20 protein-coding genes and 1 tRNA gene are annotated in these 19,796 nt (G+C 56.8%); 10 read left to right on the forward strand and 11 right to left on the reverse strand.

What is annotated here, in order from left to right:
• Positions 1-1,230: an MFS transporter gene (locus tag ABLN94_RS02700; RefSeq protein WP_352988847.1), complete on the reverse strand. Its 1,230-nt coding sequence runs from the start codon at positions 1,228-1,230 to the stop codon at positions 1-3.
• Positions 1,231-1,328: 98 nt separating this feature from the next.
• On the opposite strand from ABLN94_RS02700, the gene ABLN94_RS02705 reads away from it, so the two are divergent.
• From ABLN94_RS02705 to ABLN94_RS02720, 4 genes are read left to right on the forward strand one after another with little or no spacing between them, the layout of a single operon-like run.
• Positions 1,329-1,961: a DNA-3-methyladenine glycosylase family protein gene (locus ABLN94_RS02705; protein WP_352988849.1), complete on the forward strand. Its 633-nt coding sequence runs from the start codon at positions 1,329-1,331 to the stop codon at positions 1,959-1,961.
• Positions 1,958-2,623, forward strand: coding sequence for an alpha/beta hydrolase (locus ABLN94_RS02710; protein WP_352988851.1), 666 nt, complete (start codon positions 1,958-1,960; stop codon positions 2,621-2,623). The genes ABLN94_RS02705 and ABLN94_RS02710 overlap by 4 nt, the downstream gene beginning before the upstream one ends.
• A 20-nt stretch (positions 2,624-2,643) precedes the next feature.
• Positions 2,644-3,129, forward strand: a complete 486-nt coding sequence (locus ABLN94_RS02715; protein WP_352988853.1) for a GNAT family N-acetyltransferase — start codon at positions 2,644-2,646, stop codon at positions 3,127-3,129.
• Positions 3,123-3,425: a putative quinol monooxygenase gene (locus ABLN94_RS02720; RefSeq protein WP_352988855.1), complete on the forward strand. Its 303-nt coding sequence runs from the start codon at positions 3,123-3,125 to the stop codon at positions 3,423-3,425. The genes ABLN94_RS02715 and ABLN94_RS02720 overlap by 7 nt, the downstream gene beginning before the upstream one ends.
• A gap of 5 nt (positions 3,426-3,430) precedes the next feature.
• Here ABLN94_RS02720 and ABLN94_RS02725 read toward each other — a convergent pair whose 3' ends face one another.
• Both ABLN94_RS02725 and ABLN94_RS02730 read right to left on the reverse strand, forming a co-directional pair.
• Positions 3,431-3,856 carry a VOC family protein gene (locus ABLN94_RS02725; protein WP_352988857.1) on the reverse strand — a complete coding sequence of 142 codons (426 nt, stop codon included), beginning with the start codon at positions 3,854-3,856 and terminating at the stop codon, positions 3,431-3,433.
• Positions 3,857-3,887: 31 nt separating this feature from the next.
• Entirely contained in the window at positions 3,888-4,493 is a 606-nt protein-coding gene (locus tag ABLN94_RS02730; protein ID WP_352988859.1) for a pseudouridine synthase, read from the reverse strand.
• 213 nt (positions 4,494-4,706) lie between these two features.
• On the opposite strand from ABLN94_RS02730, the gene ABLN94_RS02735 reads away from it, so the two are divergent.
• Entirely contained in the window at positions 4,707-5,294 is a 588-nt protein-coding gene (locus tag ABLN94_RS02735) for an HNH endonuclease (protein WP_352988860.1), read from the forward strand.
• Here ABLN94_RS02735 and ABLN94_RS02740 read toward each other — a convergent pair.
• A complete protein-coding gene (locus tag ABLN94_RS02740) occupies positions 5,291-5,758 on the reverse strand; it encodes a disulfide bond formation protein B (protein ID WP_352988862.1) in 468 nt (155 codons plus the stop codon). The genes ABLN94_RS02735 and ABLN94_RS02740 overlap by 4 nt on opposite strands.
• Entirely contained in the window at positions 5,755-6,333 is a 579-nt protein-coding gene (locus ABLN94_RS02745) for a YqaA family protein (protein WP_352988864.1), read from the reverse strand. Before ABLN94_RS02745 ends, ABLN94_RS02740 begins: the two co-directional genes overlap by 4 nt.
• Positions 6,334-6,478: 145 nt before the next feature.
• Here ABLN94_RS02745 and ABLN94_RS02750 point away from each other — a divergent pair.
• Positions 6,479-6,564: transfer RNA gene (locus tag ABLN94_RS02750), tRNA-Leu, on the forward strand.
• Positions 6,565-6,687: 123 nt separating this feature from the next.
• Here the strand turns inward: ABLN94_RS02750 and ABLN94_RS02755 are convergent.
• Positions 6,688-8,181 (reverse strand): BCCT family transporter, encoded by a 1,494-nt coding sequence (locus ABLN94_RS02755; RefSeq protein WP_352988865.1) that lies wholly within the window; start codon positions 8,179-8,181, stop codon positions 6,688-6,690.
• Between the two features lie 378 nt (positions 8,182-8,559).
• Between ABLN94_RS02755 and ABLN94_RS02760 the strand changes: the two genes are divergently transcribed.
• From ABLN94_RS02760 to ABLN94_RS02770, 3 genes are all read left to right on the forward strand, one after another.
• Positions 8,560-9,528, forward strand: a complete 969-nt coding sequence (locus ABLN94_RS02760; RefSeq protein WP_352988867.1) for a TAXI family TRAP transporter solute-binding subunit — start codon at positions 8,560-8,562, stop codon at positions 9,526-9,528.
• A gap of 98 nt (positions 9,529-9,626) precedes the next feature.
• Complete coding sequence (locus tag ABLN94_RS02765) at positions 9,627-12,236, forward strand: TRAP transporter permease (protein WP_352988869.1); 2,610 nt, start codon at positions 9,627-9,629, stop codon at positions 12,234-12,236.
• Positions 12,233-12,664, forward strand: a complete 432-nt coding sequence (locus ABLN94_RS02770) for a universal stress protein (protein ID WP_170493023.1) — start codon at positions 12,233-12,235, stop codon at positions 12,662-12,664. The genes ABLN94_RS02765 and ABLN94_RS02770 overlap by 4 nt, the downstream gene beginning before the upstream one ends.
• A 2-nt stretch (positions 12,665-12,666) precedes the next feature.
• Here ABLN94_RS02770 and ABLN94_RS02775 read toward each other — a convergent pair whose 3' ends face one another.
• Genes ABLN94_RS02775 through ABLN94_RS02785 form a run of 3 tightly spaced genes read right to left on the reverse strand, consistent with a single transcriptional unit; the run spans position 12,667 to position 16,755 of the window.
• Complete coding sequence (locus ABLN94_RS02775) at positions 12,667-13,707, reverse strand: lipocalin-like domain-containing protein (protein WP_352988871.1); 1,041 nt, start codon at positions 13,705-13,707, stop codon at positions 12,667-12,669.
• Entirely contained in the window at positions 13,697-16,111 is a 2,415-nt protein-coding gene (locus ABLN94_RS02780; protein WP_352988872.1) for an FtsX-like permease family protein, read from the reverse strand. The genes ABLN94_RS02775 and ABLN94_RS02780 overlap by 11 nt, the downstream gene beginning before the upstream one ends.
• On the reverse strand, positions 16,108-16,755 hold the full coding sequence (locus ABLN94_RS02785; protein WP_352989002.1) for an ABC transporter ATP-binding protein: 648 nt from the start codon (positions 16,753-16,755) through the stop codon (positions 16,108-16,110). Before ABLN94_RS02785 ends, ABLN94_RS02780 begins: the two co-directional genes overlap by 4 nt.
• Positions 16,756-16,913: 158 nt before the next feature.
• On the opposite strand from ABLN94_RS02785, the gene ABLN94_RS02790 reads away from it, so the two are divergent.
• A complete protein-coding gene (locus ABLN94_RS02790) occupies positions 16,914-17,348 on the forward strand; it encodes a two pore domain potassium channel family protein (protein ID WP_170493011.1) in 435 nt (144 codons plus the stop codon).
• On the opposite strand, the gene cls is transcribed toward ABLN94_RS02790, so the two are convergent.
• Positions 17,345-18,757 carry a cardiolipin synthase gene (gene cls, locus ABLN94_RS02795; RefSeq protein ID WP_352988874.1) on the reverse strand — a complete coding sequence of 471 codons (1,413 nt, stop codon included), beginning with the start codon at positions 18,755-18,757 and terminating at the stop codon, positions 17,345-17,347. The two genes, ABLN94_RS02790 and cls, sit on opposite strands and share 4 nt — an antisense overlap.
• A gap of 23 nt (positions 18,758-18,780) precedes the next feature.
• On the reverse strand, positions 18,781-19,755 hold the full coding sequence (locus tag ABLN94_RS02800; protein WP_352988876.1) for an HAD family hydrolase: 975 nt from the start codon (positions 19,753-19,755) through the stop codon (positions 18,781-18,783).
• Positions 19,756-19,796: the final 41 nt, after the last annotated feature.

Here is a 19,796-nt window from a genome sequence, read left to right on the forward strand (position 1 = left end):
CTAGACCGTTTCCGCCTCCGACGGTTTCAGGACCAGCCACAACAGTGCACCGCCTGCCAGTGTCAGCAGCGGGATCATGGCGAGGTTCACCGCCGTCCAGCCCTCGACCGGAGAGCCGCCCGAGCAGTTCATCAACCCGCCCGAGGCCAGAGAAGCGACCGTCACACCTCCGAACACCAGCAGGTCGTTCAGCCCCTGCATCCGCCCGCGTTCGCTCACGTCATGGGAGGCCGCAAGCATCGTGGTGGCCCCGATAAAGCCGAAGTTCCAGCCGAGCCCCAGCAGGATCAGAGCGACGAAGAAATTGCCCAGCTCGACGCCTTGCAGGGCAACAACGCCCGCCGCGCCCAGAATGGCCAGACCAATGGCCACGATCTTTTCGACGCCGAAGCGGGCGATCAAATGGCCGGTGAAAAAGCTGGGGATATACATGGCCAGAACATGCGCCATTACTACATCTGCGGCGTCGTTGTTGGAGAAGCCGCAACCCACAACCGCCAGCGGGGTCGAGGTCATCACAAGGTTCATCAGCGCGTAGGAGACCATCGCGCAGATGATTGCCACGGCGATGCGCGGGGTCCTAAGCATTTCCAGACGGGTTCGGCCCTTGGGCGCATCTTCCTTCGGTTTCTCGGGCGTTGGGATGTCGAGGAAAAAGAACAGGGCCGAGCCGAAGATGTTCACCGCGATCACAGCCAAATAAGTGCCGAGGAATGGGATAACATAGGCTTCTGCCGTCAACTTGACGAGTTGCGAGCCAATGAGAGCTGCTGCCAGCCCGCCTGCCATGACATAGGAAATGGCCTTGGGCCTAAAGTTGTCTGACGCCGTATCCGCGGCTGCAAAACGGTAGAACCCGTGGGCGCTCATGTAGATTCCAGTCAGAAGACTACCGAGAAGGAAGATCGGGAACGAGCCAAGGTATAGTCCATATGCACCGACCACACCGCCGCAAGCTCCGGCGGTTGCACCAATCAGAAACCCTGCGCGACGCCCCCAGCGCTGCATGATCGCCGAGACAGGTGTGGCTGCTAACATCGACCCCAGAACGATCAGCGAAATGGGTAGCGTGGCCAGACAGGGGTTAGAGGCCAGTGATTGCCCCGCAAGCCCGCCGACAATAAAGATCATCGGCATCTGCGCGCCCAGCACAGCTTGAGCCGCCACCAAAACGGCGACGTTGCGCTTGGCCTGACTGTTGTCGGGCGGAGTGGCAGCGGCAAGTGTCATGGGCTCATGCGTATCTTTGAAATGCCAGTCACACAAGCGGGTTGCATCTGCGACAAAGCAACCTACCGTGAGCGCATTCCAAACTATCCGGAGAGCCCATGACTGTCGGACGCATCATCAAGACACCTGATTGTGTGGCCGAAGGGGCCGACTGGTTGGCCGAGGCGTGTCCGCGCATGGCTTGGGCAATGGAACAGACCGGGCCTTTGCCGTTGCGTCGTCGTCCGGACGGGTTTGCCCAGCTTCTCAGCGCCATTGTCAGCCAACAGGTCAGCGTGGCGTCGGCCAACGCGATTTGGAAGCGGATGCAGGACGCGAAACTTACCGGGCCGCGCAAGATTATGTGGGCCACGGATGATGATCTGCGGGCGGCGGGGCTCAGTCGTCAGAAGATACGCTATGCCCGTGCCTTGGCTGAGGCGCGTATTGATTACAAGGCATTACGCGATGTTCCTGATGCAGAAGTTGTTGCCACATTAACCGAAGTTTCGGGCATTGGCGTCTGGACTGCCGAGATCTACGCCATGTTCTCTCTAGGTCGCGCCGATGTGATCGCACCGGGCGACCTGGCACTGCAAGAGGCCGCGCGCATACTCTATGACCTGCCCAAACGCCCCACCGACAAAGAACTGCGACAGATGGCCGAGGCGTGGTCGCCCTGGCGGTCGGTTGCGGCCCGAGTTTTGTGGGCCTATTACCGGGTGGCAAAAGAACGAGAAGGGATCAGATGACACGGGTTTTGAATGCGCTCCGAAAAGAGCCGGTTTCGGGCGATACACGCTCGGTCGTGGTGTTCGTGCACGGCTATGGGGCCAATGGTGCCGATCTTCTGGGGCTCGCCGATCCGTTGGGCGAGCACCTGCCGGATACGCTGTTTGTCGCCCCCGACGCGCCTGAGCAGATTCCCGGAATGCCAAACGGTTTCCAGTGGTTCCCGATCCCGTGGATCGACGGATCATCTGAGGAAGAAGCGCGACGCGGAATGGAAATGGCGGTTGAGGATTTCAATGCTTTCCTCGATGCATTGATGGTGGATGAGGATGTTCTGCCCGAGCAGGTGGTTCTGTTCGGGTTTTCTCAGGGAACGATGATGAGCCTGCATGTCGCTCCACGTCGCGAAGACCCGGTGGCCGGAATTATCGCCTTCTCGGGCCGGTTGCTGGAACCCGATCTGCTGCCGGATGAGACGGTCAGTCGGATGCCAATCTTGCTGGTGCATGGGGATGTTGACGACGTGGTGCCGCCGCAATCGTTGCCCGAAGCCGCGGAAGCGCTGCAAGCCGCTGATTTCAAAGAAGTCTACGCGCATGTTATGAAAGGCACCGGCCACGGCATCGCCCCGGACGGCCTAAGCGTCGCGCTGGCCTTCATGCGTGACAAGCTGAGCCTGTAGGTATGATCGCGGTCCGTCCCATGATGACAGAGGATGTGGCCGCAGCCTGCCGCATCCTCAACGAAATCATCGAAATTGGGGGCTCGACCGCGCTGGAGATTCCGTTCTCCGAGGTGTTGTTTGCGCAAAGTTATTTGGACGGGATCGACAAGATTTGCTGCCATGTCGCCTTGGATGATCAGGGCGAGGTGGCGGGTTTCCAATGGTTGGGAACACATGAAGATTTGCCTACTGACTGCGCCGACATCGCCACCTTCACCCGACGCCAGCCGATGTTAAAAGGGGCCGGGCGGGCTGTGTTCGCGGAAACCGCAAAACACGCGGTGGCGCTTGGGTTTGCTCAGATCAACGCAACAATTCGAGCCGATAACTGGATGGGGTTGAGTTACTATGACAAGATGGGGTTCCGTGATTACTCGGTCGCTTATGGCAAGCCGTTGCGAGATGGAACTCCGGTCGACAGAATCTCCAAGCGGTTTGATCTGAGAGCGGGCGCTGCATGCTGATCGTAACTGGAACAGTTGAAATCGCGCCGGAGGGTGTTGAAAAAGCAGCCAAAGCCGCACAGCGGATGGTGGCGGAGACCGTGAAGGAACCGGGTTGTCTGGTCTATGAGTTCAGCCAGATACTGGGCCACCCCAACCGGTTTCGCGTTTATGAGGAGTGGCAGGACCAGGCTGCACTCGAGGCGCATTTCAACGCCACGCATATGGCGGCGTTTCAGGCGATGCTGGCAGAGGTTGGTGTTGTTTCAGCCGATATCTACCGCGTCGTCGGTGGCGAAAAGCAGCCTCTTCGCTGACAGTCTCAGGTCCACAAATGGCCCTCTGCAAATTCGACTGAGTTGCCCGTGGGGTCTCGTACGTAGAGAGAGCGCACCCCGTTGGGCCAGTCGAACTCGGCATCTATCGGTATGTTCCAGTCCAGCAAATGTTTGCGCATCACGTCGATTTCTGCGCGGGTCAGGATCAAGCAGACATGGCCTGGCCCGCGCGCACCGTGGGGCGGGACGGGCAAGTCGGGATTGCCCGGAGGTTTCTCGGTTTCATCTGCGTTGAACAGCAATAGGACTGAGCCACCGATCCGGTAGAACACGTGCCGGTCAGCTACGCGTTGGATTTTCTTCAACGCCAGTATCTCACCGTAGAACCTTTCAGCTGTGTCCAGGTCATCAACATAGAGTGCGGCTTCGAGAATACCGTTCGGTACAGGGATATCTGGCGTGACCTTCATGTCCTAAACCTATCACAACACGCGGTTTTTGTCACCGGCGTGGACGGCGGTCTCGTTTTCTTTGAGGAGTGGAGTTCAACGCTGGTGCAGGCAGGCTGTCCCATTGACCGGGTTCCAGCCCCTTTAACGACCAGTCGCCAATTCGGGCGCGGATCAGGCGCAGGGTCGGGTGTCCCACGGCAGCCGTCATCCGCCGCACCTGGCGGTTCTTCCCTTCGCGCAACGTCAGTTCGATCCAACAATCGGGTAATGTCTGGCGTACCCGGATCGGGGGATTGCGAGCCCACAGCCCTTCTGGCTCGTCCATTAGGCGGGCCTTGGCTGGGCGTGTTTTTCCGTCCTTCAACTCGACCCCGTCACGCAGGGCTTTTAGGGCAGCTGCATCTGGCAGGCCTTCAACCTGAACCCAATAAGTTTTGGCAATCTTGTGCTTTGGGTCCGAGATTTGTGCCTGCAACCGCCCGTTATCGGTGAGCAACATCAGCCCCTCACTATCCCGGTCCAACCGCCCGGCGGGATAGACACCGGGCAGGTCTATGTAGTCCGACAGGGTATTACGCGGCGAATCCGCGTTGGCGCGGTCAGTAAACTGCGGCAGTACGTCGAAGGGTTTGTTGAATCGGATGAACCAGCTCATGGCAAACGCCATAGCTCGCAGACCACATTGGCGCAACCTGTGGATAACTGTCACCTCTTTGTTACGGATTCGGATTAACCAATCCCCGAGATATTGTGGAAACTCAGGACTTGTCAGAGTTTTAACACGATATATAGTTAAGATAAGGCCGGGGCGGGTGTTCCCCGCTCTGATGTCAAAAACGGGCAGAGCAGAGCGAGGAGCGATTCTGATATGGATGGAGACTTCAGAACCGAATTTGTCAGGGAACCTGGTGCCCTCAAGCACCATCCGGCATTGGTTTTGAATGCTGATTATCGCCCCTTGTCCTATTACCCGTTGTCCCTGTGGCCGTGGCAAGAAGCGATAAAGGCAGCCTGGCTGGACAGGGTGGACATTGTGGCTGAATACGACGAGGTCGTCCGAAGCCCGAGTACCGAGATACGAATACCGTCGGTCGTTGTCCTGAAAGACTATGTAAAACCCAGAAAGCGCGTGGCCTTCACGCGCTTTAATTTATTTTTGAGGGATGAATTCTGCTGCCAATATTGCGGCAGCCGCGGAGACCTGACCTTTGACCATGTGGTTCCCCGTGCTGCCGGTGGTGTGACCAGTTGGCAGAACGTTGTGGCGGCATGCAGCCCGTGTAACCTGAAAAAAGGGTCAAAATCGCTGCGGCAGGCAGGGATGACATTGCGCAAGCCGCCGCGCCAACCAGATGCTGAGTCGTTGCGAAATATTGGGCGTAAGTTCCCGCCGAACCACCTGCACGACAGTTGGATCGACTTCCTGTACTGGGATGCGGAACTGGACGAGTTCTAACGACCAGCTCGCCAGGCGGCGAGCCAGATCAGCACCAAAGCGCCGGAAATCACTGCGTTCCATCCGGCCATGGACAGGCCAAACATCTCCCACGGGATTTCATCGCAGCGCACAAGTGGAGCAGACATGATCTGATCCATCAATTCTTGTGTCGACAGCCCGCCAATATCTCCCGAGGTACAGCTGGAGGGGCCTTCCCACCATTTCAACTCAACCCCGGCGTGGAAGACGCCGATGGCTGCCGTTGTCAGCGCTGCCAGAGCACCAAGCAAAGGCAAAAGGTTCACGCGCGGCAGAGCGAGCGCCAAGGCTCCGATTACAACGGCGGCGCCGTGCGGATAACGCTGCCAGATGCACATTTTGCAAGGAGCCATACCGCCGAGATATTGGAAACCCCACGCTCCAAGCAGCATGGCCGTAGAACCGACCGCAGCAATCAAGACCAGAGTGTTTTTTCGTGTCATAGGTATTTCACCACAAGAAAACCGCCAAACAGCAGGATGATGAACAAGGTGAACATCAGGCCCAACCGTTTTTCGATAAAGTCACGGATAGGCTCACCAAACTTCCAAAGCAGACCAGCCACAAGGAAAAAACGAAGGGCGCGCGCCAGAATGGACGTGGCGACGAAGGTTCCCAAGGGCATACCGGTCCAGCCCGACATGATGGTGATGACCTTGTAGGGGAAGGGGGTCACACCGGCACCCAGAACAGCCCAGAAACCGAAATCGTTGAAGCGGGTGTTGAACTCTTCCATTGCATGCGCCTTGCCCATGGATTCCAGGATAGGCTGCCCGATACTTTCATAAAAGAATGCGCCGATGGCATAACCAAGCAAACCGCCAAGAACCGAGGCGACCAGAGCAACCGATGCGATCAGCCATGCCCGTGAAGGTCGCGCAAGGATCATGGGAATCATCAGCACATCAGGTGGAATCGGAAAGAACGAGCTTTCAATGAAGGCCACGATGGCAAGAGCCCAAAGAGCATGCGGATGTTCGGCCAGACGGATGGTCCAGTCATAAAGCGATCGCAACATACGGTGCTAAAATCCTGTTTTAACGTTGCGCAAGCCAAACCACGCGTCTGACAGGCCGTCAACCACTGCGGCGAAAACAAACTGGAATTAGGTTGGTTTTTGCCTCTGGACCTTCCTGGCTATGAACGCTAATCCAGTGTTCGTGGCCCAAGTGGCGGAATGGTAGACGCAGGGGATTCAAAATCCCCCGATGGTAACATCGTGAGAGTTCGAGTCTCTCCTTGGGCACCACCACAGACATCCTCGGCGCATCGCGACCTGCAGGTTATGGTTCGCGTCGCAGGCTCAGCCAGATCAAAAATCCGATATAGGCAAAAACGCTGAGGTTCAGCATCGTGTCGATGAATTGGCCGCTCATGTCCGGTCCTCTCGCGCCAGGCTTTTGAATAGGCATACCACGAGGACAGGTACGATAAAGACAAACGCCATGGCCGAAAGTGCGATGATCGATCTGACCAATGAGATATCACCGACCAGGATCATCGCCAGACCCAGGGCTCCAAGAATGACGCCCCAGATGGTTCGAACGCGCGGCGATGGGTTGTCGTCACCACCGCTGCCGATCATTGCAAGCGTGAAGCCAGCGCTAACAACACTGGTCACCACAAAGAGAAACGCAGCCAGAATCGTTGCGGTTTGCGTGATGCCGCCCAGCGGGAACTTCGCCAGCAGGGCAAAAGTGGTTGCGTCCAGATTCTCGGCATTGACGGCGGACAGGGCGCCCTCCTGGCGCAGCGCGTCAAAAAATCCAAGACCGCCGAATATTCCGAACCACAGGATGGAGAATAGAGTAGGGGCGACGATAACGCCGAACAGGAATTCCCTGATCGTCCTCCCGCGCGAGATTCGCGCAATGAAAATCCCAACGAACGGTGACCATGCCAACCACCAGATCATGTAGTTTAGCGTCCAACCGTGAAACCAATCGATCAAAAGGTCATCGAAAAACTCGGCCGTTGAAAACCCAGCAGGCAAGACACCGAACAGATAACGCCCGAACCCCGAGACGATTCCATCCATCAGGAACGACGTGGGGCCAAGGATCAGCAGATAGACCATCATCCCAACCGCGATCAGCATGGCAATGTTGGACAGTCGCGACATCCCCTCGCCAAGATCACGGCGCAGCGGAATGATGTAGGCAACGCATAGCAGTGCAAAAACCGGCAGGGTCAGAACACCTGGTGAATCGACGCCAATCAATCCTGCCAGCCCGGTTTGTATCTGGAAAACACCCATCGCCATAGATCCGGCCAGACCCACGGCAATCGCAACGATCGAGAGCAGATCGAAAACCCAACCCATCCCCTTGATCCAGCGCGCCTGTCCTAGTGCATCGGTCAAAGGGGCGCTCAGTAACAATGTGCGTTGGCGACGATAGGCAAAATAGGCGATCACCAACCCAACGATGGCGTAGATTGCCCAAGCGTGGAATCCCCAGTTCAGATAGGTGACAAACAGGGCATGGCTGGCAGCCATGGGGTCTGGGCTGTATTGACGCAAAACCTCGAAATGGGTCAGCGGTTCTGCGGCGCCGTAAAACAGGAGGCCAACTCCCATTCCGGCTGCGAACAGCATGGCAATCCAGGCTGGAGTAGAGAATTCGGGTTTTGCACCATCGGGCCCAAGGCGGATGTTACCGAACCGTGAAAAGGCCAGAAACAACGCCACAAACAACAGGCCGCTGACCTCAAGCATGATGAACCAGCCGCGACTATTGAACTGGGTCGCAACCGCAGCAGAAGCCAGGCTGCCCAGCCCTTGCGGATCGGCTATACCCCAGGTCGCAATTGCGGCACTGAACACTAGGGCAATCACAAGTAAGGGGCTGGGAGAGGTGCTTTTCATCACAGATGGCCTTTACCAAAGTGCGGAACATTTCTTTTCGTGTTCGACACTTACCCAAGATATTCAAGTTTTGTGATAACACTAGTGATTGCGCAGTTAAGTTTCAAAAGCTTTGTTGAAAAGCGGGTTTTCGGCCATTTGGGCGCGTTTCAGGGGGAAAAATCCAAAGACCCCCTCAGATTTGCGGATGTAGCCGCTTCGCCGGTCCGCAGGGGTTGACAAGTCGAGTGTCTGAATGAAACGTCGAATATGTTGGGAGATTTTGGAAATTCAAGCGCTTGTACCTGTTGCAAGACGTGTGCAGTTCGCGTACCGGCAGGGTCCCGGATGGGACCGCTAACAGTCTCCTATCCGAAAAAGAAGTGGGAGTTCTCAAAAATGAAAAATAGCAGCAAGCTCAGCCTCGGCGCGGTCGTAACCGCAGCCCTTATGGCTCCAGCAGCGTATGCAGAAGAATTTATTACCATCGGCACCGGTGGTGTGACCGGTGTGTACTACCCGACCGGTGGTGCGATCTGCCGTCTGGTCAACAAAGGCCGCAAGGAACACGGTGTGCGTTGTTCGGTCGAGTCGACCGGTGGTTCGGTCTACAACATCAACACCATTCGCGAAGGCGAGCTGGAGTTCGGCGTTGCGCAATCCGACTGGCAGTACCATGCCTACAACGGCAGCTCGAAATTCGAGGAAAATGGCCCGTTTGAAAACTTGCGCGCCGTGTTCTCGGTACACCCGGAGCCGTTCACCGTTGTGGCTCGTGCCGATTCCGGCATTACCAATTTCGAGGATCTGAAAGGCAAGCGCGTCAATATCGGTAACCCCGGTTCCGGTCAGCGCGGTACCATGGAGGTCCTGCTGGGCGAAATGGGCTGGTCCACCGACGATTTCGAACTGGCGACCGAGTTGAAAGCGGCTGAACAGTCTGCTGCTCTTTGCGACAACCAGATCGATGCGATGGTGTACACCGTAGGTCACCCCTCGGGCTCGATCCAGGAAGCCACCACCGCCTGTGACTCGGTTCTGGTGAACGTAAGCGGCGACGCGGTTGACAAGCTGGTCAACGACAACTCGTTCTACCGCACCGCGACCATCCCCGGTGGCATGTATCGCGGTTCGGACGGTGACACCGCAACCTTCGGTGTCGGCGCGACGTTCGTGACTTCGGCTGACGTGTCAGAAGATGCGGTTTACGCGGTTGTCAGCTCGGTCTTCGAAAACTTCGATGACTTCAAAAAGCTGCACCCGGCATTTGCCAACCTCAAGCCCGAAGAAATGATTGCAGACGGCCTGTCGGCTCCGCTGCATCAGGGCGCCGAGAAGTACTACAAAGAAAAAGGCTGGATCCAGTAAGCCAGACCTAAAGCAGGGTGCCTACGGGCACCCTGCACTAAACCCGTATCAAACGGGTGCTTCAGAAGGCCAAAATGGCCGCGACGGGGAGACACTTTATGAGTTCCGACACACAATCCAATCGTCCGCTATCCGAAGAAGAGCTACAGGAGCTTGTAGCCTCGTCTGATGCAGGTGGGCGTAATCCGGTCGGTAATGTCGGGATTTTTCTGGCTGTTGTGGCTGCAATCTGGTCAATTTTTCAGGTCGTGCTGGCCTCACCACTGGCGAACTATGTGCTGCCCGGCAGCGTGGTGAACAACGCGCGGCAGTTTCACTTGGCATTTGCGATGTTTCTGGCCTTTGCGGCCTATCCGGCGCTGAAATCCAGCCCGCGGGATTACATTCCCGTACAAGACTGGATCATGGGTGCGCTCGGCGCATTTGTGGCGCTTTATGGGTATTTCTTCTACGACAAGATCGTAAACGCGGGCGGCCTGGCGGACGACACTGATAAATGGGTTGCGCTGGGTGGTCTGCTGTTGCTGTTCGAGGCCGCACGCCGCGCGCTTGGCCCGGCAATGGCAATAATCGCGACGATCTTTTTAGCCTACGTGTTTTTCGGTTCCTCGGAATGGGTGCCGGAAGTCATTCGCTGGAAGGGTGCCAGCCTGAAAAAGGCGATGAGCCATATGTGGATCACGTCTGAGGGCGTATTCGGTATCGCCTTGGGCGTTTCCACGAAATTCGTCTTCCTGTTCGTTTTGTTTGGGGCTTTGCTCGATAAAGCCGGTGCAGGGAACTACTTTATCAAAATGGCCTTTGGCGCTCTGGGCCATCTGCGCGGTGGTCCCGCCAAGGCAGCTGTTGTGGGTTCGGCGGCGACTGGCCTGATCTCGGGTTCCTCCATCGCCAACGTGGTGACCACCGGCACGTTCACCATTCCACTAATGAAGCGCGTAGGATTTAGCAGTGAGCAGGCCGGTTCTGTTGAGGTTGCTTCGTCCGTAAATGGTCAGATCATGCCGCCGGTGATGGGGGCAGCGGCCTTCTTGATGGTTGAATATGTCGGCATCTCCTACGTCGAAGTCATTACCCACGCCTTCCTGCCTGCCGCAATTTCTTACATCGCGCTGGTCTATATCGTGCATCTCGAAGCGGTGAAGCGGAACATGCCGACGCTTGGCAACCGCGAGGTACATCTGGCGCGCACCGTTGTAGGAATGTTGTCCTTCTTCCTGGTTTTTGCGGGCCTTTGCTATGGCTCACAATTCCCGGTGGAAGCGGTCACCAGCTGGGCTCCTTCGTCAGCAGGGATGATCCTCAGCCTGATTGTTTGTGCCGTCTATGTGGTCCTTCTGTACCTGGCTGCGCAGGTTCCAGATCTGGAGCCCGATGATCCGAACGCCAAGGAAGTGGAACTGCCGGTTATCGCGGAGATCTACAAAGCCGGGCTGCACTATCTTCTTCCGATCATTGTTCTGGTCTACTTCCTGATGATCGAGCAGAAGTCACCGGGCCTGTCGGCTTTCTGGGCGACCGCGCTGCTGTTCGTAATCTTGCTGACACAAAAACCTCTGAAGGCACTGTTCCGCGGGCAGAGCAATCTGAAAGACAACTTCATCGACGGTATTGCCGATCTCTGGCAGGGCCTTATTGACGGTGCGCGAAACATGATCGGGATCGCTCTGGCCACGGCCACCGCGGGCGTGATCGTGGGCACTGTGACCCTGACTGGCGTTGGGCAGGTGATGGCCGATCTGGTCGAGTTCCTGTCCGGCGGCAACCTGATCCTGATGCTTGTTATGGTCGGTATCCTCAGCCTGATTCTTGGGATGGGTCTGCCGACCACGGCGAACTATATCGTGGTCAGCTCGCTTATGGCGGGTGTGGTTGTTGAACTCGGGGCGCAGAGTGGCTTGATCGTGCCGCTGATCGCCGTGCACCTGTTCGTCTTCTACTTTGGCATCATGGCGGACGTGACGCCGCCTGTGGGTCTGGCAAGTTTCGCTGCGGCGGCTGTATCGGGTGGCGACGCAATCAAGACAGGCTTCACCGCCTTCTTCTACAGCCTGCGGACGGTTGCACTTCCGTTTGTGTTTATCTTCAACACCGACCTGTTGTTGATCGACGTGACATGGGTTGAAGGGATAATCGTTGCGATATTCGCAACAATAGCAATCCTTGTCTTCACGGCGGGAACAATGGGATATTTTCTGACCCATAGCCGTATATATGAAAGCATCGCGCTAATCTTTGTAGCCTTTGCGCTGTTCAGGCCCGACTATTTCATGGACCGGGTTGCTCCGCCATTTTCATCCGTGGAACCTTCGGCTTTTGTTGAGACAATGGGTCAAACACCGCCAGGGACTGCAGTACGCTTGGTTGTAAGCGGGCCAGATTTCGACACTCTGGCAATGACCGATACAACTGTAGTTGTGGCTGTCGGCGACGAAGAAGGCGGAGAGGCGCGGGTCGATGCCATGGGCCTGATGCTGTTTAAGGAAGACGGTTTGGTCAAACTGGAGGAACCGCTCTTCGGCTCACCTGTGGCCGATAAGCTGGGGAATTTTGACTACTATGGGGATGAGGCTGTTCGTTTGACTTCGGTCAGTCTGCCGTCCAGCCAGCCGCCCAAGCAACTGATCTATATCCCGGCACTGATCCTGTTGGGTCTGATCGCCTTCCTCCAACGCGGCCGTGCCGCAAGACAAGAGGTGCCTGCATGACAAACTCAGTTCTTTGTGCCGTCGATATCAGCAACGGCGATCTGGACATGAATGTGTTGAAAACAGCGGCAGCGTTGGCAGATCAAGACAATGCGCAGCTGGATGTGGTGACGGTTCTGCCGGATTTCGGGGAAAGCTGGGTCTCTGGTTTTTTCCAACCGGATTTTCACGACAAGGCGTTGGAAGAGGCGCAGTCCAAGCTGTCTGAACTCTGCGTGTCGGTGCTAGGGGCGGAGCGGAACGAGAAAATCCGTCACGTCGTGGCCACTGGCACCGCGTATCAGGAAATTCTGAAAACTGCGGAGAGCGCCAGTAGTGATCTGATTGTGATCGGAGCGCATAAACCCGATCTCAAAGATTACCTGCTTGGCCCGAATGCCGCGCGGGTCGTCCGCCACTCATCGGTCTCGGTCTACGTGGTGCGCTAGAATTAGTAACCCGTCAATTCAAGGTATCCGCGGCCTGTGTGGCTGCCGGTTACCTTGACCGGACCTTCCCAGTATTCGAAGCGAGTGGCCATCCACGCGTTGGGTGTAATGGCTGACACCTCAACATCCAAATCTCGGTCGGGCAGTGTTACACGCCAATGCACCGGAAGATCTCGTCCGGCGACCCGTTCGGTATCCAGTGGAGTGAAGGTTGCAGACCCATCAGGCAGGGGGCTGGCGGTTCCGTCCGGGGTGATCCATGTCGCTGCGGTAAAATCTCCAAGCCCACCGCGTAGACGAAAAGCCATCAATTTATCGCCGTCGTCAAAACTGAGTGAGAACCAGTCCCACCCGCTCTGATCTTCCGCCAAGGGTTGCGAGGACCACTCGCGGTCCAGCCAACCCTGACCGGTCACTTTGACATCGCCGTCGGGCAGTTGAATCACGCCTTCGACTGTATAAAACGGCTGAGAATAGTAGTAGCTGGCTTGTCCATCTGCGGATTTGACCGAGTACCCGGCGTCGCCGTGAAACACGATCGGCCCTTGGGCGTTGAGCGACAGATTGTAGGCAAACTCAGGTCCGCTGGCTGTCAATGTCAATGCGCTGGGATCAGGCCCTCGCATAGACCACTCGTCAATCCAGGCCTCGAACGGCTCGGCTGTGACCCCCGCCTGACCAATCCCGCCGCGTGAGAGGCGCTCGCTAAAGTAGTGTTCTTCAGGAGTGGTCACTGCAGCGTGGCCCAACCACAGTTGAGGACTTTGCCACCCCTCGGTCTCGGTCGGTCTCAGGGCGGACCGGAATAGGGTCCATTGTATGCCGTAATCGCGCCCATCTTCGCCAGTCAGGTTGGCCGTCAGATACCACCATTCGATCCGAAACTCTGGGTGAGGTCCATGATCTCTGGGAAATTCGAACTGGTAACCCGATTGCGGGATTGCATAGCCTTCGGCCGGCCCACCCAGATCTGCGTAACCCTGCGCGCGAAGGGCAGGTGGTAGCAAAAAGAGCAGAACACAGAGACAGGCTTTAACGCTCATTGGCAAACACTCTTAACAAGTCGGCGGGCGGCAGGCGCAACAAGCGCAGCGCGGGCAAGGCGGCTGCGACAAAGGCGGCCAGCAAGGTCAGCAGGAATAAATAGGCCCAGTCCGCAGGGAACAGGAACATCGGCAATCGCCAGCCAAAGGCCTGAACGTTGATCACTGCTAGAAGCGCCCAGGCCAGAACTAATCCGAGAGGCAGGGCCAGAGCCGCGGTTAACGCGGCCAACAGCACACTGCGCAACAGTTCCAGCCGTGCAAGTTGTGCCCGCGTCAGCCCAAGCGCCCAGACCGGAGCAATCTGGGGCAGGCGCTGAGTCCAGAGGGTCAGTAAGCTGGTCAGGATGGCGAAGCCGGCGACTCCTAACGTTAAAACGTTCAGCGCCGAGGTGACGACAAAGGTCTTGTCGAATATCGCCAGAGACTGCGCCTTCATTGCAGCCTGTTGCACGACGGATTGGCGGGGCAGGCCAAACTGATCGCGCAGAGCTTGTGCCATCTCGGTCGCACGCTCTGGTGCGATACGGATACCAAATCTGCGTGTGTCGGCCCCTGGAGCAATCTGGTCCAGCTGTGACATCGAAACAATGGCCTGACCGGTTGGATTGCCGTAGTCGGAATAAACGCCTGCGACAGGCAGTATGTGTCCTGGACTCAGAGTTAGATTGTCACCCGGCCATAAGCTCGACCGCCGGGCCAGCTGTTCATTGATCAGCACGGCCTCACCTGCCAGAACCCGGTCCCAGACCCCGTTCGAGGAAGTGATAAGTGGCCAATGATCGCGGTAGGTCTGATGGTCCACAATCCCGTACAGAAACAAAGGCCCAGTCTCGTGCGCCAGCTCAACACTGCGGATTGGTAAAACAGCGTCCACTTGGGGTTTCAGCCATTGGGCGACCTTTAGGCCCTGCTGGTTATCGGTTGCAGTGACATAAAGTTCGGATGTCAGGCGTTGATCTAACCAACCAACAAAGGTGAGGCGGAAGCTAGAAACCATTGTGCCTACACCGATGTTTGCAGCCAGTGCGAGCAGCAGTGCCATTAGGGCCAAGGACAACCCTGGTAACTGCGCGCGCATATCGGCCCATATCCACTGGGCAACTGGTCCTTGAGCTCGTTTTTGGAAGGCAGATAAGGCGAGGGACAACAGATAGGGCAGTACCAATGCCGCACCGGTCAGTATCCCGCCGACCATGGCAAATCCGGCGACTAGCCCTTCAAATACGAAGCCGATGCCTAAGCCGCTTGCGATCAAGGCAATCCCGACAAGACCAGATGAGCGTTGTCCTTTGCCTGACCCGCGCCACGCTTGCAATCCCGCCCCGCTCAGCAGGGGCATACGTGACAGTCGAACCAGAGCGTGACCGCTGGCGAGGAGCGTACCGCCCAATGCCATCGCCAATCCGGCCAGAATCCATTGTGGCTGTAGCGATAGCTGGCCATCGACAGGTGCTCCGTACAGGCCACGCAATGTGGCGGCGACGTCGGGCAAAAGGACACCGGCCAGCAAGAAACCAAGAACCAATCCAAGAACCCCGCCGATCAAGGCCAGAACAGCCAGTTCAATGGTGACAATCCAGACCAGACGCCGCATCGAAACGCCCAACGCCCGCAATGTCCGGATCATGGCCCGCCTTTGTGCAAAGGCCAGACCCACTGTGCCATGAACGATGAACAAGCCGACCGCAAACGACAGCAGACCAAAAGCGGTCAGGTTCAAGTGAAAACTGTCGGTCAACTGCGTGGTATCCAGTTGATCCGAGGCTTGGATCAATTCCAGCTCGGGCGCGATATCGGACAGCGGTGGCACGCCGCGAGGTTGCGTGGGCAACACCATCAGGCGAGAGATTTGGCCGGGCTTGTCCAATAAGTTCTCGGCCACCCCGATATCCGTCAGGATCAAATCGGGGGGGAGAGAATTGGATAAAAGAACTGGGGGCAGGCCGTCTTGCTCTTGCAACACGCGTGCTAACTCAGGGGCGGCTATAAGGCGACCGGGCGCGGTCAGCATGGCGGCCGGATCAGGGGGTGTTTCGCTTTGCTCGATCTGGGTCACGGCGGGCAGCGGCGGATAGGCGACCATGTCGACGCCCATGACCTGTACCGTGTTTCCCGCAACCCGCATTGGCCCATCTAAAACAGCCGCCACCTGCCACCCAGCACGGCGCAGAACAACATAGCGTTCAAGCGAGATCGGGCCGGAGGGGTCTCGCAGTTCGTCAAACAGACCCAGCGCAAGTTGATCATTGGCCCGTTGATAGCTGGCACGGGCCTCGGCGTTGATGGCTTGCACGGCGGACCACAAACCTGTTGCCAAGGCGATACCGATCAACAGAGTGACCAACTGCAGCCTATGTCGCAGCCAGTGTGACATAAGGGCCTGTATGATCGCTCTGTTCATGTGATGTGGCCACCAGACAAATGCGCCTGCCGATCAAGCCGTGCCGCAATATCCTGTGAATGAGTTACCAACAGCAGGGCGGCTCCGGTGTCCGACACCAGTGACAGCATCAGGTCCAGAACCGTTGCGCTGGCAGTCTCATCAAGATTCCCTGTCGGCTCATCCGCGAGCAGGAGTTTAGGTCGTGGTGCCATGGCACGCCCGATGGCAACACGCTGTTGTTGCCCGCCGGACAGGTTCTCGGGGTATCGTGTCAGAAGATCGGGCAGACCGAGTCTTTCGGCCAATTGGGTAGTCCAATCGGTGTCTTCACGATTTGCAAGCCGGGCGTGAAACGAAAGATTCTGCGCGACGGTCAGGGAAGGGATCAGATTGAATTGCTGAAACACCAGCGACACGCTCTGCCGGCGCAAGGCCGCGCGACCGCGATCATCCAGACCAGACAAGGCTGTGCCGTCCAGCGTTATTTCACCTCCGTCAAAACCATCCAGCGCGGCGGCAAGGTTCAGAAGCGTGCTTTTCCCGCTGCCGCTCTCACCGGTCAGCGCCAGCGTCTGCCCCTGATCAAGCGTCAGCGATACGTCCCGTAAAACCGGCCGTCCGCCTGGATAGGATTTCTGGACCCTTTCGATATTCAGCAGCATGCAAAACCCCATGGACAGTGCCAGAACAATGTGCAACGCCATCCCGCAGAGTCCAGCGCCGAGGCGCAATCTTTTCCATTCGTCGCAGCCTTGTCCTTTGCCAGCTAAGCCGCCATTGTGTCAGGACTTCTCCGGGCAGATACACGAGACATGGCTTGATGACTTTAGCGCAGCAAATCCTTTGGGGCAGTATCTATCTGGGCATGTGCTTTCTTATCGAGATCATTCTGCTCACGTGGTGCACGCAGGTTGTTCGGGTGATGGCGTTGCGTCTGGAAAACAGCAAAAAGTTCTTCTCGATCGCTGCGCCAATCTGCATCGCCCTTGTGTTTATCGTCGCCATTCACACGTTTCAGGTCTGGCTCTGGGCGATCGTCTGGGTTCTTGGGGATGTGCTGCCTGACTGGAACTCGGCGCTGTATTTTTCGTTGGTGACATTCACCACGCTTGGTTATGGCGACATTGTGCTGGGCGAGCCGTTGCGCATTTTCGGGGCGTTCGCTTCGGTCACAGGGCTGCTGGCCTTTGGCCTGTCTACCGCCTTCATGGTGGCCTTGATGACTCAGGTCTTCAAAGAAGAGTTGATGTCCTAAAGGATCGGCGCAAACAGCCGTGCCAGAGGCGACCCGAACCGTATGTAAGCCGGTTGCTCGGATAGGTTGCGGGTCAGCTCATAGCTGTTTTCGAAATCGGCTTTCAGCATTTTGTCCACTGCCTCAGCCGCACGTGAGTCAAAAAACAGCGCCATAGCTTCAAAATTCAGTCGGAATGAGCGGTTGTCCAAGTTCGTCGTGCCGACAGCAGCCAGAGTGTCATCGACCACAAAAACCTTCTGGTGCATGAAGCCCTCAGTATAACGAAAAATCCGCGCACCACAGTCCCGAATTTCGTCGAAATAGGCAAAACCAGCCAGCCAGGGCAAGCGATGGTCGATCACCTCAGGTACAAGAATGCGGACGTCGACACCCCGCAGGGCGGCGTGTTGCAGGGCCGTAATGATGTCGATGTCCGGCACAAAATATGGAGATGCGATCCATACCCTTTCTTTCGCTTCGGTGATGGCTGCGAAAAACATCATTGCGCCAGTTTCCGTATCGTCCCCCGGACCTGTTGCCACAAGTAAGGCGTTCATATCCTGGTCGGATACCGATCCGGCCCAGTCTAACTTGTCGATCAGGTCATCTTCATGCGCCCAGTTCCAGTCCTCGACGAAAATCAACTGCAATTGCCGCACCACATGGCCGGTCATTTCGATATGTGTGTCCCGCCAATGGCCGAAATATTCATTTTGTCCCAGATACTCGACGCCTACGTTATGCCCGCCGATGAAACCGATCTCTCCGTCGATGATGACGGTTTTGCGGTGGTTGCGATAATTAAGCTGAAAGCGATACTGCGGACCCCTGCGATCACGAGGGTTTGCAATCTCGATCCCAGCGGCGCGCAAGTCGTCCAAATAAGATGTTGGAAGACCATAGCTACCTACGGCATCCGTCATGAAACGGACCGAAACACCACGCTTGGCAACGGCAATCAATTTGTCTTTCAATTGCTTTCCCAGCGTGTCGTCGCGCACGATGTAGAACTGGATCAAGACATAGTTTTGCGCAGAATCAATGGCGCGGAAAATGGCGTCAAATGTGGCTTGCCCATCTATTAGCAATTTAGCTCCGTTGCCGCGTGAGACCGGTAAATGAGCCAGAACTTCGAAGGGCCGAGGGTTGAATGGCATCGAACCGGGTTCGGGCATTGAAAAGTCTGCAAAGCTCTTGATCCCTTCAACCACGCGTTCGCTGTGCTTACGCGCAATGCGATAGCCGCGAAAACGGTGGTGCCCCAGAAACAGGTACATTGGCACGCCGAACACCGGGACCGAGATCAGGAATACCACCCATCCAACCGCTCCTTGAGGGGTGCGAGCGGTTTGTGCTGCGCGTATCGCGAAGACCACGGCCGTCACATAAAGAGAGAAGACGAGCGCGGAAACTAGCAATGTCCACATGGGGTTATCGGTCTCTGTGTGCCTCAGTTCGCCCCAGTGTAGATGCGATCCCAGTCTTGCGCCATATCAACTATGACCCATCCCAAATCGGGACCTTTGTCCAGTCCATCAACCAGTTTTCCGATCGGGCTTTCGCGGTCATAAGCCCATTCGCGTTCGGCGTCAGTGTGGTGAACCAGAATTGCCAGCCTGGGTCCGTGCCCGGCGGTTGTCCATTCAAGCATGGCGAAATCCCCGTCCGAGTTTCCTCCGGCGAGAATGGGACGTCTGCCGATTGTACGCTCAATGTTGATGGGTTTGCCTTCCTTGTCGTCCACAAAGGCTATGCCGGGGGCCTTGAGGATCGTGGGTTTACCATCCGATGTCTCATAGGTCGTGCCGGTATAGGTTCCAAGAACCTGTTCGGGTGGGATGCCATAGGCGTCTTCGGCAAATACCCGCATGAAATGAAGCCCGCCGCCCGAGACGATGTAGGTTCGGAAACCTTCATCCCTTAGATAGCGGAGCAATTCCACCATCGGCTGATAGGTCATCTGGTCATAAGGCAGACCGGTGTCGGGGTGTCGGGCCGTGCCCAGCCACTTGGAAACCGAGGCTTGAAACTCCTCTACGCTTAGCCCGGAATGTGAAGCGTTCAGAACCTCGATCAAGGCGTCATGACCGCCTTCGACGATGGCATTCAAGTCGCCTTGCGCAGCCGCCTTCAGTGTGGGGGTGGACAGGGTCGAGGGGTCAGCCTCTGCCATCTCGGCGAGGCGATCCATCGCAAAAGTCAGCTGAAAGTAGACAGGTTGTTCGGCCCAGAGCGTACCGTCATTGTCGAATACTGCGATCCGTTCTGCCGGCGTCACGTATTCAGTGCTGTGCGGGTCGGTAACAGCGTCAACGAAGGCAATAATCTGGTCTTTTGAATCCGATGTCGCCCAACTGGGCAATGGATCTGCGGATACAACAAGCGGAGCCATGAACACGGCGGCAGCCAGAACAGCTCTCTTCATAAGACATTCCCTCTTCTTCAATCTGCAAAGGACCGCCGTCT

The organism is Ruegeria sp. SCP11, from assembly GCF_040329455.1.
In the GTDB taxonomy this organism is placed as follows: domain Bacteria; phylum Pseudomonadota; class Alphaproteobacteria; order Rhodobacterales; family Rhodobacteraceae; genus Ruegeria; species Ruegeria atlantica_E.